General features: G+C 61.7%; 15 protein-coding genes and 1 pseudogene. 9 read left to right on the top strand and 7 right to left on the bottom strand.

What is annotated here, in order from left to right; all coding sequences use genetic code 11:
- The coding region (locus tag FJ222_04675; GenBank protein ID MBM4163718.1) for an HAD family phosphatase at positions 1–571 on the top strand (571 nt) is incomplete at its 5' end.
- Positions 454–2,520, top strand: a complete 2,067-nt coding sequence (locus FJ222_04670; protein MBM4163717.1) for a 9-O-acetylesterase — start codon at positions 454–456, stop codon at positions 2,518–2,520. The genes FJ222_04675 and FJ222_04670, both read left to right, overlap by 118 nt.
- A gap of 366 nt (positions 2,521–2,886) precedes the next feature.
- On the opposite strand, the gene FJ222_04665 is transcribed toward FJ222_04670, so the two are convergent.
- The 6 genes and pseudogenes from FJ222_04665 to pheS form a co-directional block, all read right to left on the bottom strand.
- Complete coding sequence (locus FJ222_04665; GenBank protein ID MBM4163716.1) at positions 2,887–5,388, bottom strand: phenylalanine--tRNA ligase subunit beta; 2,502 nt, start codon at positions 5,386–5,388, stop codon at positions 2,887–2,889.
- Positions 5,313–6,725: an SAM-dependent methyltransferase gene (locus FJ222_04660; GenBank protein ID MBM4163715.1), complete on the bottom strand. Its 1,413-nt coding sequence runs from the start codon at positions 6,723–6,725 to the stop codon at positions 5,313–5,315. Before FJ222_04660 ends, FJ222_04665 begins: the two co-directional genes overlap by 76 nt.
- Positions 6,726–6,818: 93 nt before the next feature.
- Positions 6,819–7,739: pseudogene (locus FJ222_04655) on the bottom strand (site-specific DNA-methyltransferase).
- 227 nt (positions 7,740–7,966) lie between these two features.
- Entirely contained in the window at positions 7,967–8,776 is an 810-nt protein-coding gene (locus FJ222_04650; GenBank protein ID MBM4163714.1) for a site-specific DNA-methyltransferase, read from the bottom strand.
- A gap of 332 nt (positions 8,777–9,108) precedes the next feature.
- Positions 9,109–9,360, bottom strand: coding sequence for a hypothetical protein (locus tag FJ222_04645; GenBank protein MBM4163713.1), 252 nt, complete (start codon positions 9,358–9,360; stop codon positions 9,109–9,111).
- Between the two features lie 9 nt (positions 9,361–9,369).
- Positions 9,370–10,386, bottom strand: coding sequence for a phenylalanine--tRNA ligase subunit alpha (gene pheS, locus FJ222_04640; GenBank protein MBM4163712.1), 1,017 nt, complete (start codon positions 10,384–10,386; stop codon positions 9,370–9,372).
- Between the two features lie 140 nt (positions 10,387–10,526).
- Between pheS and FJ222_04635 the strand changes: the two genes are divergently transcribed.
- The 7 genes from FJ222_04635 to thiE all read left to right on the top strand — a co-directional run bounded on the left by FJ222_04635 (position 10,527) and on the right by thiE (position 20,092).
- Complete coding sequence (locus FJ222_04635; protein ID MBM4163711.1) at positions 10,527–11,636, top strand: lactonase family protein; 1,110 nt, start codon at positions 10,527–10,529, stop codon at positions 11,634–11,636.
- A 105-nt stretch (positions 11,637–11,741) separates the two neighbouring features.
- The gene (locus FJ222_04630) at positions 11,742–12,911 is read left to right on the top strand and encodes an MFS transporter (GenBank protein ID MBM4163710.1); all 1,170 of its coding nucleotides are present in this window, start codon (positions 11,742–11,744) and stop codon (positions 12,909–12,911) included.
- An 88-nt stretch (positions 12,912–12,999) separates the two neighbouring features.
- The gene (gene ettA / locus FJ222_04625; protein MBM4163709.1) at positions 13,000–14,676 is read left to right on the top strand and encodes an energy-dependent translational throttle protein EttA; all 1,677 of its coding nucleotides are present in this window, start codon (positions 13,000–13,002) and stop codon (positions 14,674–14,676) included.
- A gap of 586 nt (positions 14,677–15,262) precedes the next feature.
- Positions 15,263–16,732: an O-antigen ligase family protein gene (locus FJ222_04620; protein MBM4163708.1), complete on the top strand. Its 1,470-nt coding sequence runs from the start codon at positions 15,263–15,265 to the stop codon at positions 16,730–16,732.
- The gene (locus FJ222_04615) at positions 16,729–18,591 is read left to right on the top strand and encodes a lysophospholipid acyltransferase family protein (GenBank protein MBM4163707.1); all 1,863 of its coding nucleotides are present in this window, start codon (positions 16,729–16,731) and stop codon (positions 18,589–18,591) included. The genes FJ222_04620 and FJ222_04615 overlap by 4 nt, the downstream gene beginning before the upstream one ends.
- Positions 18,588–19,442, top strand: coding sequence for an EamA family transporter (locus tag FJ222_04610; GenBank protein MBM4163706.1), 855 nt, complete (start codon positions 18,588–18,590; stop codon positions 19,440–19,442). The genes FJ222_04615 and FJ222_04610 overlap by 4 nt, the downstream gene beginning before the upstream one ends.
- Positions 19,439–20,092 (top strand): thiamine phosphate synthase, encoded by a 654-nt coding sequence (gene thiE / locus FJ222_04605; protein ID MBM4163705.1) that lies wholly within the window; start codon positions 19,439–19,441, stop codon positions 20,090–20,092. Before FJ222_04610 ends, thiE begins: the two co-directional genes overlap by 4 nt.
- On the opposite strand, the gene FJ222_04600 is transcribed toward thiE, so the two are convergent.
- Complete coding sequence (locus FJ222_04600; GenBank protein ID MBM4163704.1) at positions 20,049–20,843, bottom strand: tryptophan synthase subunit alpha; 795 nt, start codon at positions 20,841–20,843, stop codon at positions 20,049–20,051. The two genes, thiE and FJ222_04600, sit on opposite strands and share 44 nt — an antisense overlap.
- Position 20,844 lies beyond the last annotated feature (1 nt).

Here is a 20,844-nt window from a genome sequence, read left to right as displayed (position 1 = left end):
CGGCCAGCCGGCCGACGAGCAGGTGATCGTGCGCATCGTCTACGGACATTCGTGGTCGGCGATCCATCGTGACATCGTGGCGCTGTTCCCAGCGCTCGCCGGCATCGGCATGGCGGCGATGGCCGACGAGTTGCGTCCGTACTATCTGCGTCTGCGCGAGGCGGGCAGCATCGCCATTCCCGGATCGGTCGCCTGTCTGCGCCGGTTGGCCGCCGCCTACCCCATCGCCATCGTCTCCGGCTCGCCGCGTCAGGAGATTGGCGACACCCTGGACCTGATCGGCCTCGCCGACTGCGTGAGTTTCTACATCGGCTCGGAGGATTATAGCGAGGGGAAGCCTGATCCCACCTGCTATCAACAGGCGGCCGGGCGTCTCGGCGTCGAGCCCCGGCGCTGCGTGGTGATCGAGGACTCCCGTGCCGGCGTGCGCGCGGCCAAGGCGGCGGGAATGAAATGCGTGGCGCTGGCCCGGCCGTTCGCCATCCCGCAGGATGTGCAGATGGCCGATCAGATTGTGGCTTCTCTGGATGCGTTTTCATGCGCGGATGTGGAAGGTTTGGTATCGCCATGAGTGTAAAAAAGAAAAAAGACGCGCTGCGACTCGCGCACCTGTTCACGGATCACGCGGTCTTGCAGCGCGAGATGCCGGTGCCGGTCTGGGGCTGGACCACGCCGGGGCTGCGCGTGCGCGTGACGCTCGGACCGTACACGGCCGAGACGCGTTCGGGCGACGACGGCCGGTTTCTCACCCGCCTGCCGCCGATGCCCGCCGGCGGCCCCTACGTGCTCGAGGTCAACACGCCCGACCCCGACGCCCATGTGCGCCTCACAGACGTGATGCTGGGCGAAGTCTGGATCTGCTCGGGACAGTCCAACATGGAGTGGCCGGTCTCCAAGATCGACTTTGACGCGCAGACGCTGACGCCGACAGACCGGGACATCCGGTCGCTGCGGGTGCCGCAGCGGACGTTGCTTGGCCGGCAGTCGGATGTTCAGGCGGCCTGGCAGGTCGCCAGCCCGGAGACCATCGCTGATTTTACGGCGGTCGGATTCTTCTTCGGTCGACGTCTGGCGCGGGAACTGGGCGTGGCCGTCGGGCTGATCAATGCGTCATGGGGCGGCACGCGGATCGAAACGTGGATCAGCCGCGAGGAGCTGGTGCAGCACGGCCGAACCCGCGACGAGGTGGCGCGCTATGAGGCGTCGGTGGCCAGCACCGGGTACTGGGGGCGGTTTGATCCGTTCGAACCCGACAGCCAGGAGGCACGGGATCGGCAGCTTGGGCTCAACTACCCCCGCGACCCGGGCAACACCGGCGCGGCCAGCGGGTGGGCCGATGCCGCGCACGACGACCGCGCGTGGGAGACGATGCGTCTTCCCGGCTCCTGGCTGCGCGCCGGCCATGAAACCAACGGCGTGTTCTGGTTTCGTCGTGACGTCACGATACCCGAAGCCTGGGCGGGAAAGGATCTCACGCTGGGACTGGGAGCGATCGACAAGCAGGACATCACCTATTTCAACGGCGAGCCGGTGGGCGCCACGGGCCGGAATCTGGAAGACCAGCATTGGTGCGTTCCGCGCTCTTACACGGTGCCGGGGCGGCTTGTCACGGCCGGACGCGCGGTCATCGCGGTGCGCGTCTATTCGTTTATCTATGACGGCGGCATGATCGGGCCGCATCAGAAGATGACCCTCGGACCCGCGGACACGAGCGCGGAGCCGATTCCCCTGGCCGGTCTGTGGCGAATGAAGAGTGAACACGAATTCGGACTGGTGAAGCCGCAGACACTGCCGGAGGGGCTGGGGAATCCTCTGTCGCCCTACATGCTCAATGACAACATGATTCAGCCGCTGATTCCCTACGCCATCCGCGGCGCAGCCTGGTATCAGGGCGAATCCAACGACGCCATCAGCCGCGAATACGGCTGGATGCTGCGTGCGCTGATCCGCGACTGGCGCCGGGCGTGGGGTCAGGGCGATTTCACCTTCCTGACCGTGCAGTTGGCGAACTTCCGCACGCCGCTGCCTTATCAGGCCAACAGCACGTGGGCGACGGTGCGCGAAGGGCAGATGTCGTCCCTCATGGAGGTGAACACCGGCATGGCGGTGGCCATCGATATCGGGGAATCCAACGATATCCATCCCCGCAACAAGCAAGACGTAGGCTCGCGCCTCGCACAATGGGCGCTGGCGCGCACCTACGGCAAGCCGCTGATGCCATCGGGACCGCTGTTTCGAGAGCACGTCATCGCGGGCGACCGCATCCGCCTGCGGTTTGATCACACGGGCGGCGGACTGGTGGCGCGCGGCGGGGAACTCAAGACATTTGTGATCGCCGGGGCCGACGGTAAATTCCTGCCGGCCGCAGCGGAAATTGAGGGGGATACGGTGTGGGTCAGCGCGCCCGATGTCCCGGAGCCTGTCGCCGTGCGCTACGCCTGGGCCGACAATCCCGACGGCTGCAACCTGTACAACCAGGAGGGGCTGCCGGCGTCGCCCTTCCGGACGGACGCGTGGTAAACCATGGCCCGATACGCCACGGACCCTTCACTGGACGCCGATTGCCGACGGCTGGATCTGCGAACTTGATCCCGACGATCCGGCGCAGGCCGAGGCGCTGCTCGATGAGGCGGCGTACTACCGGTTATAGCGATACCTACAAAAAGGACCGGTTCCGCAACAAAAGAAAAACCCCACTGTGACGTAGCGGCGTAAGCTCTTAGACCTCGCGTGTCAAGGTCGGGACTCGTTTCCTGCGCATCGCGTCATCCGATTCCGAAGAACCGGCATCCAGCCCGCGCCATCCATGAGCCCCTGATTACCATGTAGGTCAGAGATATTCCGCCAATTCGCGTTCACAGCAGGGTCGATTTCAACTTCAGTAGATCACTTGTCGCGAATGTCAACCCGCAGGTTTTCCTTCAACGTACTCCTGATCTTTTCAACCGCCCGGTTGACCTCGTCGTCGGTCAGTGTCCGGCTCGGCGAACGGAACTCCATCGCGTAAGCCATGCTGCGCATGCCGCTCCGGTCGTTCTTGGGAACAAATATATCAAAAAGCTCGACGGCGGTCAACTCTTTCGGCGCGCCTTCCCGGATCGCGGCCACGATCTCGGCGTGGGTCACTGATGCGGGAGCCAGGAAGGCCAGGTCACGCCGGATGGCAGGAAAAGCAGGCACGTCGACCAGCGCGTGTTGGCGGAAGCAATTCGCCAGCAGCGGTCCGGCCCGCAGTTCGGCGACGGCCAGCGGTGCCGTCAGTCGCCACTGGTGCCGCACCGCCGCGCTGACCGCGCCCAGCAGGCCGACACCCTCGCCGTTCAGCAGCAGCTCGGACGCATGGCCCGGCTCCATCGCCGGATGATCGCACGCGCGCAGCGTGACCGCTCCCGCATGCAGGGCTCGCGCCACCGTTTCGACGGCGCCTTTGATCCACAGCACCGCCTCGTCGTTGGAGACCGCCCGCCGCGTATCGAGCGCTTGTCGCCCCATGGGGCCAATCAGTCCGATCGAGAGGCGTTCCTCTTCGCACGGCACGCCAGCGGCATCGCGCCAGAAGACACGTCCCATTTCAAACAGGGCGCAGGCGGTGACCTGGCGCGAAGCGTTGCGTCCGAGCGTCCCCACCAGTTGAGGCAGCAGGCTGTCGCGCATCACGGCGTAGTCGGCGCTCACCGGATTGGGCAGGGCCAGCCGCCGCGCCGCCGCGCGCGGGTCGAACCCATCCAGATCGGAGGCCGACAGGAAGCTGTAGTGCATCGCCTCGGTGAACCCGATTCCCGTCAGGGTGCTGCGGCACTGGGCGCGCGCCCGGAAGAAATCGTCGTTGTCGATCGACACGACCGCCGTCGGCGACGTGTTGGGAATCGCATCCAGCCCGTGCATCCGGGCGATTTCCTCAATCAGATCGGCCTCCAGTTCGACGTCACACCGCCAGCTCGGTATGCGGAAGGTCGCCGACGCCTCGTCGCGCGCGACCGCTTCAAACCCGAGCCGCTCCAGAATCGCCACCATCTCGGTCGCGTCCAGGGCCACGCCGATCACGTCACGGGTCCGGCGGAATCGGAGCGCGACCGTCTTCACGCCGGTTGGCCGGTGGTCGATGTCCAGGCACCCCTTGGCCACCGTCGCTCCGCCCAACGCTGACAGGAGCGCGACCGCCCGCCGGCTGCCCCAGTCGGCGAGTTCGCCGTCAACCGTCCGCTCGAAGCGATGGGATGACTCGGTGCGCACGCCCAGCTTGGTCGCCGTCCGTTTGATCGACGGGGCTGCAAAGGACGCGCTCTCCAGCAACACGTTCGACGTCCCGACGGCGATCTCGGTGTTCGCTCCGCCCATGACGCCCGCCACGGCCGTGGCGCGCGCCGCATCGGCGATCACCAGCATCTGTTCGTCCAGCTTCCGCTCGATCCCGTCCAGCGTCTGGATGGTTTCGCCCGGCTTCGCGCGGCGGACGAGGATCGTCCGCTCCGCGAGCGTCGTGTAGTCAAACGCATGCAGCGGCTGGCCGCACTCCAGCATGACGTAGTTGGTCACGTCGACGATCAGGCTGATCGGCCGCACCCCGCACGCCTCCAGGCGGCGGCTCATCCACGCGGGCGAGGGTCCGTCGGTGATCCCGGTCAGCACCCGCGCGGTGTAGCGCGGACAGTTCGCCGGATCTTCGACCACCACTCGGGCAAACCGTTCCACCGGCTCACCGGATTCGGCAAACGTGATCGCGGGCAATCGCAGCGGCCGTTTCAAGACCGCCGCAAATTCGCGCGCGATGCCGATCATCGAGAGGCAATCGCTGCGGTTCCAGGTGATCTCCAGATCAAAGACCGTCTCGGGCGGCGGCAGCACGTCACGCATCAGCGTCCCCGGCTTGAGCGACGGGTCGAGAATGAGCAGCCCCGCGTGCTCGTCCGACAGCTTCAATTCGCGGGCCGAGCAGAGCATCCCGAACGACTCCACGCCGCGGAGCTTGGCCTTCTTGATGGTAAAGCCGCCCTCGGGGATGACCGCGCCGACGGTGGCCAGCGGCACCTTGATCCCCGCCGCCGCGTTGGGCGCGCCGCACACGATCTGAACCTCCCGCGCGCCGTCCGTGACGGTGCAAACGTGGAGGTGATCCGAATTCGGATGCGCCGTGCAGGTCAGCACTTCGCCCACCACAAAATGGTCGTCCAGCACCGCTCCCACGGTCTCGACCCCCTCGACCTCGATCCCCGAAAATGTGAGCGCGTCTGAAAGCGCCTTCACACTCAAATCGGCCACATCCACATACTCATTCAACCAACTAATCGGTACTTTCATCGCGTATGCCCCCTCTATTCTAAATACAAAACCTCTTGAACGTGGCAATCCATCACGTCCTGCGTCAGGCTCTTCTGCCGCATGGCCCATTTTCCAATCTGCATCAGTCTATCGCGCGAGGGATAGCGCAGTTGTCGCAAATCCGTGGCGTTGACCTGTGTGTGACCGTTGAACCGCCGAAAGAAGTTGTCAACAAAAGAGGTGTTAAGGTAGACAGAAAATCCATAGGCCAACGCTTCAGGGATTCCTTCTTTCGCCTCATGATACACATTCAGATGATTTTCAAAGGCCACAGCAGATACGTTACCAAACATATCGGGCGCGACCACGCTTGCTGTAATCCGCCGCGTCTCCTCTTTCGCAGAGAAGCGCTTGACCACACAATAGAACCCAACAGGAAAAAGCGATTTTCGCGTCTTTTCATCAACAATCAAGGCATTCGGCTTCTTGGCGTCGGCTCTAGGCCAGACGCTTCGGTTCATTGAGCAATGCGCTGGATACAGAAGGGGCACCGTTCCTGATGTCGGTTGCCATCGCAGATGATCCTTGACCCGAAAATCAACGACCGGCCCTGTGGAGACACAAACCCCGACATCCGCAAGCGAACAAACCGCACCAGGTAAGTGATCAAGATGATCCTGTTCAGTTGCCGTTGGAATGTGGATAAAGCGCTCTGGATCTCCATGTTTGACAATTTGATCGAATGAATGGATCTCTTCTTGATAGTCGGAGAACGAATCGTCTGTCGAGACCGAGATGGTGACGGCTCCCTGATTAATCCCTTTGATAAGTTTGATCACCACGTTTTCCTGAAGCACCTTGTCTTCTTTAAACGCCGATTTGCGTGACCCGAAAAGGTGGATATGCGTGATGGCTGACTCCATTAGTATCATTTTTCTGAACGTCTTGTAGTACGGGCCGTTGCAAAAACTGCGCGGTATGATGGCAACCAGTTGACCGCCGTTTTCAAGCAGTTTAAGGCTAAGCGCAACAAAGGCCGAATACAGATTGACCGTCTCTATCCCCACTTGCCTGAGGAATTTTCGAGCGGTTGAAGATGAGCTAATTTTTTTGTAGGGCGGGTTAAGAATAGCATGCGTAAACCGACGTTCTGGCTCGAACTGCAACCAATTGACCGCCACTTCAATGAAATCGATCTGTATGATCTCGGCTTCAACCGGGTTTAGCGTCCTGACAAGGTGATCATGCAGTCTTGTGTCGATCTCACACGCAGTGACAGACACCTCGTCAAAGCAGAGATTGGTATTCTTCAAGAAAGCATCGGTTAGTGACCCAATACCAGCGCCGGGGTCAAGCAGACGACACGCGCCCCCTCTTTTTGCATCAAAAAGCGAAGCCAAGAAACGAGCCGTGGCACACGGGGTCAGGAACTGCCCCAATTGGGACTTTGCCGCATCGGGTGTCATGCAGGCAACTTGCCGCCGTCTCTGGTCAAGGGAACCATCAGAAGGGGCGTGCGCCGTTTTCGCTTGCACAACCGCCTTCGAAGCATCAAGTTCTCGAATCGACTCCCTGCGTTCCGCTGTCTTCCGGTCGAGCGCCACCCATTCGGCAATCGAACGGTCGGGAACGTTTTCAAGCCGCTCAACGGCCCACCGGTTATATTCCTCGGACAAGTCGCAGCCCAGCCACCGCCGATTCATCTGTTCGGCAACGACCAGCGTTGTGCCTGAACCAGAGAAAGGGTCGACCACAAGATCCCCTTCGTTTGAAGAGGCGAGCACGATTTTCCGGAGCAATTCTTCCGGCTTCTGCGTCGGGTGGGGCGTCTTTTCGCCCATGCCGTTGCAGGTGGTCGGGATGTCAAAGACATCCTTGGGCTTTGCCCCCCTTGGGTTGGGAATCCAATGATCGCGCGGTCCCGCAGCGCCACGGCCGTAAGCACTGGTCTCCGCTTGCGGGTGGGATGGATACTTTAGCGTATGCGCACCATACGGGATGCGAATCTCATCCATGTTGAGTCGGACCGTGGCCGTTTTCCTGAAATGAACGATGCTTTCGTGCGACCGACCCCAGTCATGGCCCAAATTCGCCTTGTTTTTGTAGTGCCAAATGATCCAGCGGCACCCTTTGAAGAAGGGCGCGACATGGCATTTGATATCGGCAAGAATCTCGGAGAAACCGCACATGTAAAAAGTGCCCGACGGAACTAGGATACGAGAAACCTCGCGAACCCACTCGACGCACCAATCCACATAGACGGCATGGCTTGAGAACGTGTCCCACTCGGCCTTGCCGAGGTTATAGGGCGGATCGGCAAACACCAGATTCACGCTGGCGTCTGGCAGGGACTTGAGCCACGCCAGAGAGTCGCCCTGATACAGTTTTCCATGCGGATGCTCATATTGGCACCGAAAGGCGTTGGCCCGATCCGCTTGCACCGGACGGAAAACGGACTTCTCCTCCACGGGCCACAACATCAACTCGTCTTGGTTCAGAACACGCGGATGCGTCTCTGAAGAGATGAGCCGAAAGCCTGCTTTCGCCAAGGCGGGAGCAGATGCGCCCAAAGCTTCGCGAACGTTTTCAGGAAGCGTCCTCGCGTCAAGTAGTTCGCGCGCATGGCTGGAGCAAAAGACATCCCATCCAAAAGTGTCAGGTTCTGACGGCTTTTTCGCTCTCGGGTAGAGGGTGGATGCCTTGGCTTTCATGCCGCTCCGATCACGTAACCTGGGTTCGACTTTTTCAGAAGCGCCTGCGCCTGCTCAAGCCGTTGTCTGGCGACACCCACATAGTCGATCTGTACGCGCTTGAACAGGTGCACATCCAGATTCCGTTCGATACCGACGTAGCGGCGGCCCTCCATCGCGGCGGCAACCAGAAAGCTGCCACTTCCGAATGCATTGTCTAAGACCAATGCGCCGGGCTCTGTGAACGTACGAACGAGATAGCGCCCCAATTCTACGGGTTTCTGTGTCGGATGCCAGACCGGCCCTTCGCTTTCCGCTGTCTTGAAATAGACCACATCCGTCGGGTAGCGTTCGCCGCCGCTCTGAACCCGTGCCGGAAGAAAATCACCGTAACTGCCGGACAACTGGTTTTTCCGCACCCCTTTGTCATAGGGCGCGCCCTGGCTCATCTCGGGATGATAGACCGGCTGTCGGCCATAGAAGACACAGATATCCTCGTGCTTTCTGAGCGGCTGTTTTTTGGCGTTCAGAAAATTGGTCGGCTTCGATTTCTCCCACACGATCTTATACTTGAACCAGTTTTCGTTACTTAAAATAACCTTAGCGGTGAACACGCCTTGGGCGGTCAGTACAACAACACCATTGGGCTTGAGAATGCGCTGGTACTGAATCCATAATGGGGTGAGCGGAATTAAGCTATCCCATTTATTCTGCGTAGTCCCATACGGCAGATCACACAGAACCATGTCTACACTATTCTCGGGAAAAAAAGGCAGAAGCTGCAAGCAATCGCCTTCGAACAACTGATCTCTTAGGTCGTTTGCCAAAAGAGGCTTTTCCGGTGTGAATCGCCGTCCGTCATCTGGATTATACGCTGGGGATGCGGGCACTGACGACTGAACATCAGGCACCGGCTCGTCGGCAGGCCATAGCAACATTTGGCCCGATACAAGCAGATTTGGGCATTCACGATGGGTGAGAACCGTATAGCCGGTCTTTTGAAAAGCATCATGCGCTTGCGTGTGATCGGTGCCTGCGACTTCATAGATCGCCTCGGCATCGACGACCCGCCGCGCGAAACAAGCCGCAAAGGATCCGACAGCGGCAAGCCTATCGGCATCCTTCTTCCTTGATTTCGGGTACAGTGATGCCTTCGTGCTCATTTCACCCCCGGTCGGTTGTCGCCGGCAATGCATGCAACCGGTTTCATCAACTGCGTTCCGTTGAAATGGACCCTCATCAATCGTGTCATGCGCCCCCCGAAGCCGCTTACGTAGACGGGTCTGCTCTCCGGCGCAAAATTCTTGTGAAAGCCTTCCATTGCTTCCCGAACAAACTGACGCCGGTACCGTGTGCCCGCTGGTGTTGCGTGCTGTTCAGTCTGTTGGTTGTTGAGGTCGGCGGTGTTCATGTTACACGATCAAGCGAACTGTCCCAGGAACCGCACGTCGTTCTCGTAGAGGCTCCGGATATCCTTGATCCCGTATTTGATCATGGCGATCCGTTCGACGCCCATGCCGAAGGCGTAGCCATAGACCGACTCGGGATCATAGCCGACAAAGCGATAGACGCGAGGGTCGACCATGCCGGCACCGGCGATCTCGATCCATCCGCTCATTTTGCAGACCCGGCACCCCGCGCCGCCGCAGACGTGGCAGGAGAAGTCGACCTCCACGCTGGGTTCGGTGAAGGGGAAAAAGTGCGGACGGAAACGAACGCCGACATCAGGCCCCATCATCTCCCGGGCGAAATACGCGAGCGTCGATTTGAGGTCGGCCAGCGAAACCGGTTTGGTGTCGACATAGAGCCCCTCCACCTGATGGAAGTTGGCGCTGTGGGTGGCGTCGGTGGTGTCCCGGCGGTAGCACCGGCCCGGCGTGATGATCCGCACGGGCGGCTGGTGGCTGGTCATGACCCGGATCTGCACCGGCGAGGTCTGGGTGCGCAAGAGTCGGTCGTCATCGAGCCAGAACGTGTCCGCCGCATCCATCGACGGGTGGTGCGGCGCGGTGTTCAGCGCCGTAAAATTATTGAAGGTATTCTCGATATCGGGTCCGTCAGCCACGGCGAACCCCAGCTTGGCGAAGATGCGCGCGACCGACTCGATCACCTGCGAGATCGGATGCGCCGCGCCGGTGCCGTGCCAGCGTCCCGGCAAGGAGCCGTCAAAGGCAGGCCCCTGCGTGACGGGCGTCGCCAGTTCAACCTTGCGAGCCTCCAGCAAGGTCTCCAGTTGGCCGCGCCAGGCGTTCAGTTGCTTGCCAAAGACCGGTCGGTCCTCCGCTGGCACGTCCTTCATCTGCTTCACCAGCGCCGGGATCAGCCCGTTTCGGCCGAAGTAGCAAACCCGCACCTGATCCAGCGCGGCGAGATCTGCCGCGCCCGCCGCCGAGGCCAGTGCCTCTCCGCCCATCTTTTCCAGTTCTGCCAACGTCATGACACACGCTTCCTTCATCAGTAACCCATTACGAAATGGGTGAGATCATACCATGTAACCCGTGCGGGGTAAAAAGTTTTGTGGACAGCCCTCTGAATCGGGTGCGATACTAGCCCCTTCCTGATCCCGGGGGAATCATCATGAAGGTTGTGACCTACATCGGCACGTATACCGACGCGACGGAGACGGGGATCCATATTCTTGAGACCGACACCGAGACGGGCGCGTTCAGGTTTGTCGGCGTGGTTCGCGGGATGATCAACGCCACCTACCTCGTCTGTTCCGAAACGCGCCCCGTCCTTTACGCCGTTCAGGGGATCATGGCTTCGGGGCTGACGTCCCCCGCTGGGTATGTCGCCGCCTACCGGATCAGCGACGCCACGTTGACGCTGCTCAATCGCAAGCCGGTTACCCTCACTGTCCCCTGCCATATCTCACTCGACGCCGCTGAGACGGCTCTGGCCTTCGCCGAATACGCCCATGCCGTGTCCGGTTTCTGCGACCTGACCCCCGACGGCGCGTTTGCCGACACGCCGCCGGTCACCGTCACCCACGCGGGCAGCGGCCCCGATGCCCATCGTCAGGACAAGGCCCACGCCCACTGCGTCCGCATCACGCCCGACGGCAAATGCCTCTGTATCGCCGATCTCGGCCTCGACCGTGTTCTGGCGTATGACTGGCCGCACCGCCGGAACGGACTTTCACCCGTGGCAGACCTCACGATCACGACCGCGCCCGGTGCAGGCCCCCGCCACCTGGTCTTCCATCCCAACGGCCGATTCGCCTTTCTCTTGAACGAACTCAACAACACGCTCACGGCGTACCGCTATACGGGCGATGCCTTCATCCCGCTGCACACGCGCAGCACGCTTCCATCGGACTTTCATGCCTTCAGCAAAGCCGCCGCGCTCAAATGCTCGGGCGACGGCCGACGCCTCCTCGCCTCCAACCGCGGCCACGACAGCATCGCCGCGTTTGATGTCGATCCCGATTCCGGACGCTTGGACCTTCTAGCGATTTCCAGGCTCGCCGGCGCTGGCCCCCGTGATTTCGCCTTCATCCCCGGAGAGGCATTCATTCTCGCCGGACATGAAACCTCCAACACCATCTGCTCCTATGCCTACGACGCCGCCACCGGACGACTGGAGCCGGCCTGCGGCCCCCAGGCCATCCACCGCCCCGTCTGCATCGTATTCGGTCGGCCGGTTAGTGAACGCATTGACACCCCGTGCGGTTCCCGTGTAAGCTGAGCCTGAATTTAAACCCCGTTGAAATTGGAAAACGTGAACCCTGAGTCATCCGTATCTGCGCCGCTCGCGAGCATCCACAAGCGCAGCCTGTTTGGCTTGCTCGGCATGGTTGTCCTGGTGGGCATGGGCGAGCACATGGCCGAGCGTTTTTTGCCGCTTTATCTGCAAGAACTGGCTCAATCATCGACGGCCATTCTGGCGATCGGGGTGTTGGCGGGCATGGATGATCTGCTCTCTGCGCTCTACTCCTTCCCCGGCGGGTATTTGAGCGACCGGCTCGGCACCAAACGTGCTTTGCTGGTTTTTAATCTGCTCTCCATGCTCGGCTACCTGTGTGTGATCCTGATTCGAACGTGGTGGGCGGTGTTTATTGGCGCTGCCTTATTCATCTCCTGGTCGGCGATCTCCCTCCCGGCCACCATGGATATCCTCGCCAAGGTCGTGCCGAAGAACCGGCGCACTCTCGGCGTCTCGGTGCTCGCCCTGGTGAGGCGGATTCCCAAGATGCTGGGGCCGATTGCGGGCGGCGCCTGCATCGCGGTCTGGGGCGTCGAGCGCGGCGTGCGCGCGGCATTCATGGCCGCGCTGCTGCTTGCGCTCATCGCCGCCGTTCTGCAGCAACGGTTCATTGTCGACGACGGGACGGGCGAACGAGTCGCTGAGCCCAATCCCTTGCGCCTCTGGCGAGAGATGCCCGACGGATTGAGGAATCTGCTCGCGTCAGACATCCTGATCCGTTTCTGTGAACGCATCCCGGATGCCTTTGTGGTGATATGGGTCACCCGCACCGTGCTGAATCCCGTATCGGAATTGACATTCGGATGGCTATCCGCGATCGAAAACATTGCGGCTGTCCTGGTCTACATTCCGGTAGCCTACATGGCCGATCATTTTGGAAAAAAACCCTTTGTGCTCATCACGTTCGCCTTCTTCACGTGTTTCCCGCTTGCGCTTCTGCATGCCCACTCACTCGCCCCGCTCATCGCGGTATTTGTGCTTCGCGGGCTCAAGGAGTTTGGCGAGCCCACCCGCAAGGCGCTGATCATGGATCTCGCTCCCGAAGGACGCAAAGCCGCCATGTTTGGGCTGTACTACCTGATTCGTGACGTGCTCGTTGCCTTTGCCGCCTTCGGCGGCGCGCTGCTGTGGCGTGTGTCGCCGGAACTGAATCTGAAAGTGGCCTTTGCCTTCGGCATCGCGGGGACCGTGTGGTTCGCCTTCAAGGGGCGCAACTGCACCCTGACTGCCGCCGTGACGAAGGACCATCAGTCGTAATCTGCCGCGACACGGGCGGCTCATAACAAAACCCTCGCGGGTGGACGGACACGGTCACGCTCCACCCGCTGCATTAGGATTGATGCTCATGGCTGGCGAATATGTCTTCAATCTGATCAGTCTCACGAAGCAACACGAGAAAAAGACCATTCTGAGCGAAGTCAGTCTTTCGTTCTTCTTCGGCGCGCACATCGGCGTGATCGGCGGCAATGGGTCCGGCAAGTCGTCGCTGTTGCGCATCCTCGCAGGCGAGGATCGCGATTTCATGGGGCAATGCCAAGTCGCCCGGAACGCCCGCATCGGCTGGCTGCCGCAGGAGCCGCAGCTCACTCCGGGCAAGACGGTCATGGACTGCGTCCAGGAGGGCGTCGTCGTGGCTCAGGGGATTTTGGCGCGCTATGATGCCATCTGCGACAAACTGGGAGAAGGGCCGTCCGCCGCCGAGACGACCCGGCTCAACGACGAGCTCGGCCGGCTGCAGGAGGCCATCGACGCTCAGGACCTGTGGAATCTGGACCACCTTGTCGAACTCGCCATGGAGGCGCTCCGGTTGCCTCCCCCGGACGCGCGGGTCGACACCCTCTCGGGCGGCGAACGCCGCCGCGTGGCTCTGTGCCGTCTCCTCATCTCCAACCCCGACGTCCTGCTGCTCGACGAGCCGACCAATCATCTCGACGCCGATTCGGTTGCGTGGATCGAGTCCTACCTGAAGAAGTTCACCGGCACGCTGGTGGTCGTCACGCATGACCGTTATTTTCTCAACAACGTCACGGAGTGGATGCTGGAGTTGGACGCCGGTCGCGCCTACCCCTACAAGGGCAACTACGAAAGCTGGCTCGAACAGAAGCAACAGCTCATGCAGCGCGAGTCCAAGCAGATGGAGAGTCGGCGCCGCCTCTTGGAGCACGAACTGCAGTGGGTACGGACCAATCCCTCCGGCCGCCGGGCCAGAAGCAAGGCCCGTCTCACCCGATACGAAGAACTGGCCAATCAGCAGGTCGATACGCGGGAGGACGAATTGCGTATTCAGATTCCGCCCGGTCCGCGCCTCGGCGATCTGGTGGTCCGTGCCGCCAATCTGGGGATGTCTTTCGGTGATAACCAGCTCTTCGAGAACGTCTCGTTCGACCTCCCGCGCGGCGGCATCGTCGGTGTAATCGGCGGCAACGGATCAGGCAAGACCACCCTCTTTAATCTGATCACGGGGAAGCTGGCCCCGACCACCGGCACGCTCACCGTCGGCCCGACGGTGGCCGTCTCCTATGTGGACCAGCTTCGCGACGCCCTCGACGCCGCGCACACCGTCTACGAGGAGATTACCGGCGGATCAGAGTTCGTGGACCTTGGCGGACGTCCCATGAACGGCAGAGCCTACTGCAGCCGGTTCAACTTCAAGGGAGCCGAGCAGCAAAAGCGCGTGGGCACCCTTTCCGGCGGCGAGCGCAACCGCGTCCACCTCGCCAAGCTGCTCCGCCGCGGCGGGAATCTGCTGCTGCTTGACGAGCCGACCAACGACCTCGACGTCACCACACTCCGGTCTCTCGAAGAGGCGGTCACCTCCTTCGGCGGCTGTGCCATGGTCATCAGCCATGACCGCTGGTTTCTCGACCGCGTGGCGACCCACATCCTGGCTTTCGAGGGCGACTCGGCCGTCACCTGGTTTGAAGGCTCCTACTCCGACTACCACGAGCAGCGACGCAAACTGCTGGGCGACGCCGCCGACCGCCCCAGCCGCATCCGCTTCCGTCCCATCCGGCACACGTAACCTTCAACCGGCCATTACCACCACGAATTTCCTCCTGTCTGAAGGTTGCGCCCATTTCCGTGCGACCCCATTCCATCAGTCGGTGCAAGGACAAAAAAGACGCACAGGAGGAGCGTGTGGGTGCGATTCAACTGGTGAATTGCTCATCACTGATGACGTCTCTTGTTTGATAATCTGAAATGTGCTAATGTCTCCGCATGAATAAATGGCATTCATTGTCGTTGTGCCTCCCTGTTCTTGCCTGCTTGCCTTGGACCGGGTGGGCAAACGGGCGCGTGACGGTCGAGGCCGAATCGGCGGAAACCATGGAGGCGCCTGTGGTCGTCGTCAGGGAGACCGCCGTTCCTGATGGATCAAAATACGTGCCTGGCGCGGCGAATGCCGCGTATCTGGAGATTCCCCAGGGGAAGGGGAACCCGCCCGATAATCCCCACGGCCGGGCGGTCTTGGTGGTCCACGTGCCTGCAGACGGTGATTATACGTTGTGGTGCCGCGTCTGGTGGGAAGACGAGTGCGGCAACTCCTTCTCCGTCAAGATCAATGACGCCCCCCCGTTTTTGTTCGGCGAGAATGCGACGTACAAGACATGGCACTGGATGCGCTATCCCATCGCCCGGACGGCCCATCCGATCACGCTGAAAGCAGGCACCAACACGCTCGCCTTCCTCAATCGCGAGGATGGTGTCCGCTTGGACCAGATTGTTCTGAGTGCAGACCGGCGCTTCGTCCCCGTCGATCAGGAAACGGTGGGAGAGATAACAAAATGAAGCGGGCCGGACGCGGGTTCGAATACCTTGCGGGATGCGGATTGGTGGCTGCGTTAGCGCTGGCGCCGACCCAATGGTCTTTCACAGCCATGCGTGGGGTGAATGTCTCGCCCGCCGACCTGCTGCTGTTGCCCGTTGCCGCATGCTGGCTGCTCGGCGTCCTGATCAACGGCCGCTGGCGTCGGCTGATACCGTTCCGGAGACCCGCCTGTGGAATCGCGCCGCACCCGTTCTGGCGCTTCTGGCCGCATGCGCTCCTGGCGCTAATCGCCGCACTTTCGGTCGGTGTCGCGGCCGACCGGGCAGCCGCCGTCAAGGAGGTTGTCCAAATCACGCTGTACCTGATCGTCGCTCCCCTGCTCGTTTTCGACTTTGTCCGGCCTGCGGATACGCTCGAACCCCGGCGGCTGGCGCTCGTGCTCGCGGCGCTCCTCGCTCCGCTGCTCATCAACGTCTCCGTGGCCTTCATTCAGTATGTCCAGCCGCGACTTCCAGACTTTGCGATTCGTGGTCTGTTTCTCAACCGGAATGTGCTGGGAGGATTTCTGGCGCTGACCGCGCCGATCCTGTTCGGCCTTGTGGCCGATTCCAGAAGCCGATTGCTGCGCGGCGGCGCACTCCTTGTTCTGCTGGTCGCGATGACCGTCATACTGGCCGGAGCCGCCTATGCCGCGATCACGCTGGTGCTGCTGTTGCTCGCCGCATGGAAAGGCGCGCGTCTGTTCCTGACGACCGCCGTCTGTTTGACGCTCTGGCAGGTGTGCGTCCTGCCGCGCCTTCCGCGCGAAAATGATCTCGCCCACTTCCGATCGGTCGCGCTTTATGATGCGGCCGGCGTCCCGGAACGCCGCTACCCCGAATGGCAGGCGGCCGCATCGCTGATCCTCACCCATCCGCTGACAGGCGTAGGCGCGGGAAATTACCAACGCGAGATCGGCCAGTACTACGACGTGGTCCCCAATGCCACCGGTCCGTGCGAGCCAGACACCCAGAATCTCCACCTGGTCCTTGCCGCTTCACTGGGTCTGCCTGCGCTGTTTGTCTGGATGGCCGTGCTGGGCCGGGCTTTCTGTGCTGCCGCAGGCGCCGCGCGGGGCCGCCCAAGCTGGCAGACCGGGCTTGCCGGCGGGCTGATGGCCGGCATCGGCGCGTTTGCCCTGACGGCGCTGTGGCACCCGCTGCTGGTGCGCGGCATCGGCATTTCTCTGGCCGCAATCGTCGCCTTGGCGCATGCGATGACCCGCTGCCACGGCGCCCTGTCTGTGCCAAACACGGCTGAACCCGCATGACCTCCTTGAAAGGATTTTCTACGATGGACACGAAACCAGCGCCGATCTTCACCATTCCGCCGGAGAAGGGGCCGAACCGTTTGTGCCGGCTGCTCCTGCGTCCCACCCACAGCCTGATCGAGCGTGCGATGGGCCTCCGTGAGATTGACAACATCTATGCCGGCGCCTGCAAACTCAATCCAGAAAAGCCCTTCTCAGACCGCATCCTCGCATCCATGGGGGTCGCCTATTCCTATTCGGAAACGGATCTGGCGGGTGTTCCCAAGACAGGCCCGGTGGTCATTGTGGCCAACCACCCCTTCGGTGGCGTCGAGGGAATCGTGCTCCTGTCGTTGCTGCGACGCGTCCGCCCGGACGTGCGCGTGATGGCCAATTACATCCTGCACGCCATACCGGAGATGCGCGACGATTTTATTTTTGTCGATCCCTTTGGTTCGACCGGTTCGGCACGAGCCAACCTCAAGCCGATCAAAGAATGTATGGCGTGGTTGAAGCAGGGCGGGTTGCTCATTGTCTTTCCGGCAGGCGAGGTGTCTGGTTACGACCGCCGAGCCAACCGCGTGCGCGACAACGTCTGGAGCCCGAGCATTGCCGCGATCATCCGGAAGACCGAAGCCACCGTCGTGCCGATGTTTTTTCCCGGCCGCAACAGCACGCTTTTCAATGCGGCTGGCGTGATCCATCCCCGCCTGCGCACGCTGATGCTGGTGCGTCAATTGATCAATACGCGCGGGCGCCGCCTGCTGGTGCGCATCGGTTCACCGCTGACCTGGAAGAACCTGGAAGGGGTCGCCACCGATGACGCAGTGCTGATCACCTACCTGCGTTTCCGCTGTTACCTCCTTGACGAGCGGGCCACCCGCCGCCAAAGGCGTCTCTTTCTGGAAAATCATCCCCGCGCGCTCCCTCAGGATCCGATCATCGCGCCTGAGCCGCTGGAGTGTCAGTTGAAAGAAATAGAACAACTGCCGCCGGAAGCCAAACTCGTCGAAAGCGGGGATTTGGCCGTGTACATCGCCCGGTCGTCCCAGATCCCCTCAATCCTCAGGGAAATCGGCCGTTTGCGCGAGATCACCTTCCGCGCCGTCGGCGAAGGGACCGGCAACGAGATCGATCTGGATGACTTTGACTACTACTATAACCATGCGTTTCTCTGGAACCGCGTCCGCCAGGAGGTCATCGGCAGCTACCGCCTCGGCCTTGCCGATGAGATCGTCCGCGACCACGGCGTGCAGGGACTTTACACCCACACGCTCTTCAAGTTCGACGAACGCCTCATGGATCGCATCCAACCGGCGATCGAGATGGGCCGGTCATTCATCCGCCCCGAATATCAGAAGGCCTACATCTCGCTTTATCTGCTGTGGAAGGGCATATCGATCTATATCGGCCAAAACCCCCATTACCGCGTGCTCTTCGGTCCGGTGAGCATCACCAACGAGTACCGGGAGGCGTCTCGCGGGATGATCCTTGCCTGCATGCGGCAGATCTGCATGGCCGGGGATCTGGTTTCGTTTGTCGCCCCGCGCATTCCGCCCAAACCGCCGCGGCGGGCCGAGTGGTGCATGAAGGAGTATCAACAGTTTCTGGGCGACCTCGAACTCATGGCCACCCTGGTCGCGGAGATCGAACCCGATCATAAGGACATCCCCATCCTGCTCCGCCAATACCTCAAGTTGAATGGCAAGTTGCTCTCCTTCAATGTCGATCCTGAATTCAGTTCGGTCGTAGACGGACTGATCATGGTCGAACTGTCGCAGACATCGCCCAAAACCCTCCGCCGCTACATGGGCAATGAGACGGCCGACGCCTATCTCCGTTACCACGGCATCGCCGAGTCAGGCGCACCCCCCGCATGAGTCTTCTGCTGATTGTTTCGCTGGTTTGGGCCTTCTCGTTCGGGCTGATCGGCAGCTCTCTGAAGGGGGTCCATCCGGACGTGGTTTCATTCATCCGGCTGACCCTGGCTGCAGCCGTTTTCGTTCCGTTCGCCCGCCGTATCCCCTGGACGCGCATCCTCCAGTTTGCGGGCATTGGCGCCATCCAGTTCGGCGTGATGTACCATGCCTATAACTGGTCGTTTCAATTTCTCAAGGGTCACGAGATCGCGCTGCTCACAGTCACCACGCCTTTCTTTATAACCGCGCTCAATGACCTCCAGCGCCGCCGATTTGCCCCGATCAACGCGATTCTGGCCACGCTGGCCGTGCTCGGCGCACTCATCGTCAAAGCCGGCGGAACAGTGGCGCAACCTCCGCTGGTCGGCGTTCTGCTGATCCAGCTTTCCAACCTCGCTTTCGCCTTCGGACAGCTCGCCTACAGGCGCCTCTATGCGGGTGCGGCCGAACGGACGCAGCCCGGCGATGCAAGCGTCTTCTTTTATTGCTACGCCGGCGCCGCGCTGGTCACGGCGCCGCTCGCCAGCATCCATCTGGTTGACACCTTCGTCCGTCTGACGCGCGGTCAGCTTGCCGCCCTGCTCTACCTGGGTATCATCGCCTCGGGGATGAGTTTCTTCTTGTGGAACCGGGGCGCCCGCCACACCTCGGCCGGCACACTCGCCGTGATGAACAATCTAAAGATCCCGTTAGCGGTCCTGGTCTCCTTTCTCGTCTTTGGCGAAAAGGCGAATCTGCCGCGTCTGATCGCCGGCGGCGGACTCGTTTTCGCCGCCGCGCTCCTCCCCACCCGCAAGGAAACCTGGACATGATCGAACGGTTCGGCCTTTATCTGGTGATGACCAATCCCGTCGCGGGTTACGAACGGTGTGCTGAGGCCGCCGTCCAGGCCCGCCTCCGCTATCTGCAGCTTCGCATGAAGCGCGTCCCCCGCGAGCACGTTGAGGCTACAGCCCGTGCGGTGCGGGCGATTACGGCAGGCTCCACAACCCGGTTCATTCTGAATGACGACGCCGACCTGGCCGCGCGCATCGGCGCGGATGGCGTCCATCTGGGCCAGACCGACGAGCCGATCCACGCGGCTCGCGCCCGCCACCCGAACCTGCTCTTCGGCCTCTCCACGCATGACGCGATTCAGGCAGGGGCCGCGTGCGCGAATCAGCCGGATTACATCGGAGTCGGACCGGTCTTCGCCACACCGACCAAGGAGATTCCAGACCCGACCCTGGGACTCGACACGCTGGGTGCCATCATCCGCCAGTCGCCCGTCACCACCGTGGCCATCGGCGGCATCCACGCCGGAAACCTCCCCGATGTCCTGCGCGCGGGCGCCATCAACTTCGCCGTCGTTCGTGACGTTTGTGCCAGCGCGAACCCTTACGACGTTATCCGCCGGTTGCAGGATATCTGGGAACGCTTCACCGATCCAACGCGGTGCGAATCTCCGCGACCCTCACACTGATGGCCTGCGGCGCGTCGGCGCCCGCCTCATGCGCCAGCGAGACCCACGCGCTACCGATGACGATCCCGTCGGCGAGCGGACCCAGCTCGCGGGCGTCTGCGGGTGTGCTGATGCCGAACCCGAGGCAGACGGGGATGGCGCTGAGCGCCTGCAGGGCCTTGGCCTGACGGGCGACGGCGGCCCGATCCAGCATGCCTGATCCGGTGACGCCCGTGCGGGTGATCAGATAGAGGAACCCTCCCGCGCCGGCGGCGATGAGACGCATCCGCTCATCGGGAGTCGTCGGCGCAACGAGGCGGATCAGCGGCAGGTCGCGACCACCCAGACGCCCGGTGAGCTCGGCCGACTCCTCGGGCGGCAGGTCGACGATGAGCAGGCCGTCAATCCCTGCGGCTTCAACTGCCGCACCCAAGCGGTCCACCCCATAGGCGAGCAGCGGATTGTAGTAGCTGAATAAGACAAGCGGCGTCTCGGGATGCGCCACCCGCAGCTTCGCAGCGAGTTCGAACACGCGCCCCAGGGTCATGCCAGCGTCCAATGCGCGGCGGGCCGCAGCTTGTATCACGGGTCCGTCGCTGGTGGCGTCAGAGAACGGGACGCCCATTTCCAGAATGTCAACACCCGCCGAGCACGCGGCATGCATCACCGCGTAACTGGCTTCGAATCCGGGGTCGCCCGCCGTGAAGTAGGCGACCAGCGCTTTACGGTTCTGTGCGGCCAGACGGCCGAAGACGCGTTGAAAACGATTCATG

The sequence above is a fragment of the Lentisphaerota bacterium genome (genome assembly GCA_016873675.1).
Classification (GTDB): domain Bacteria; phylum Verrucomicrobiota; class Kiritimatiellia; order RFP12; family JAAYNR01; genus VGWG01.
Note: the sequence above shows the minus strand (reverse complement) of the source record. Positions and strands in the feature narration are given on the sequence as shown.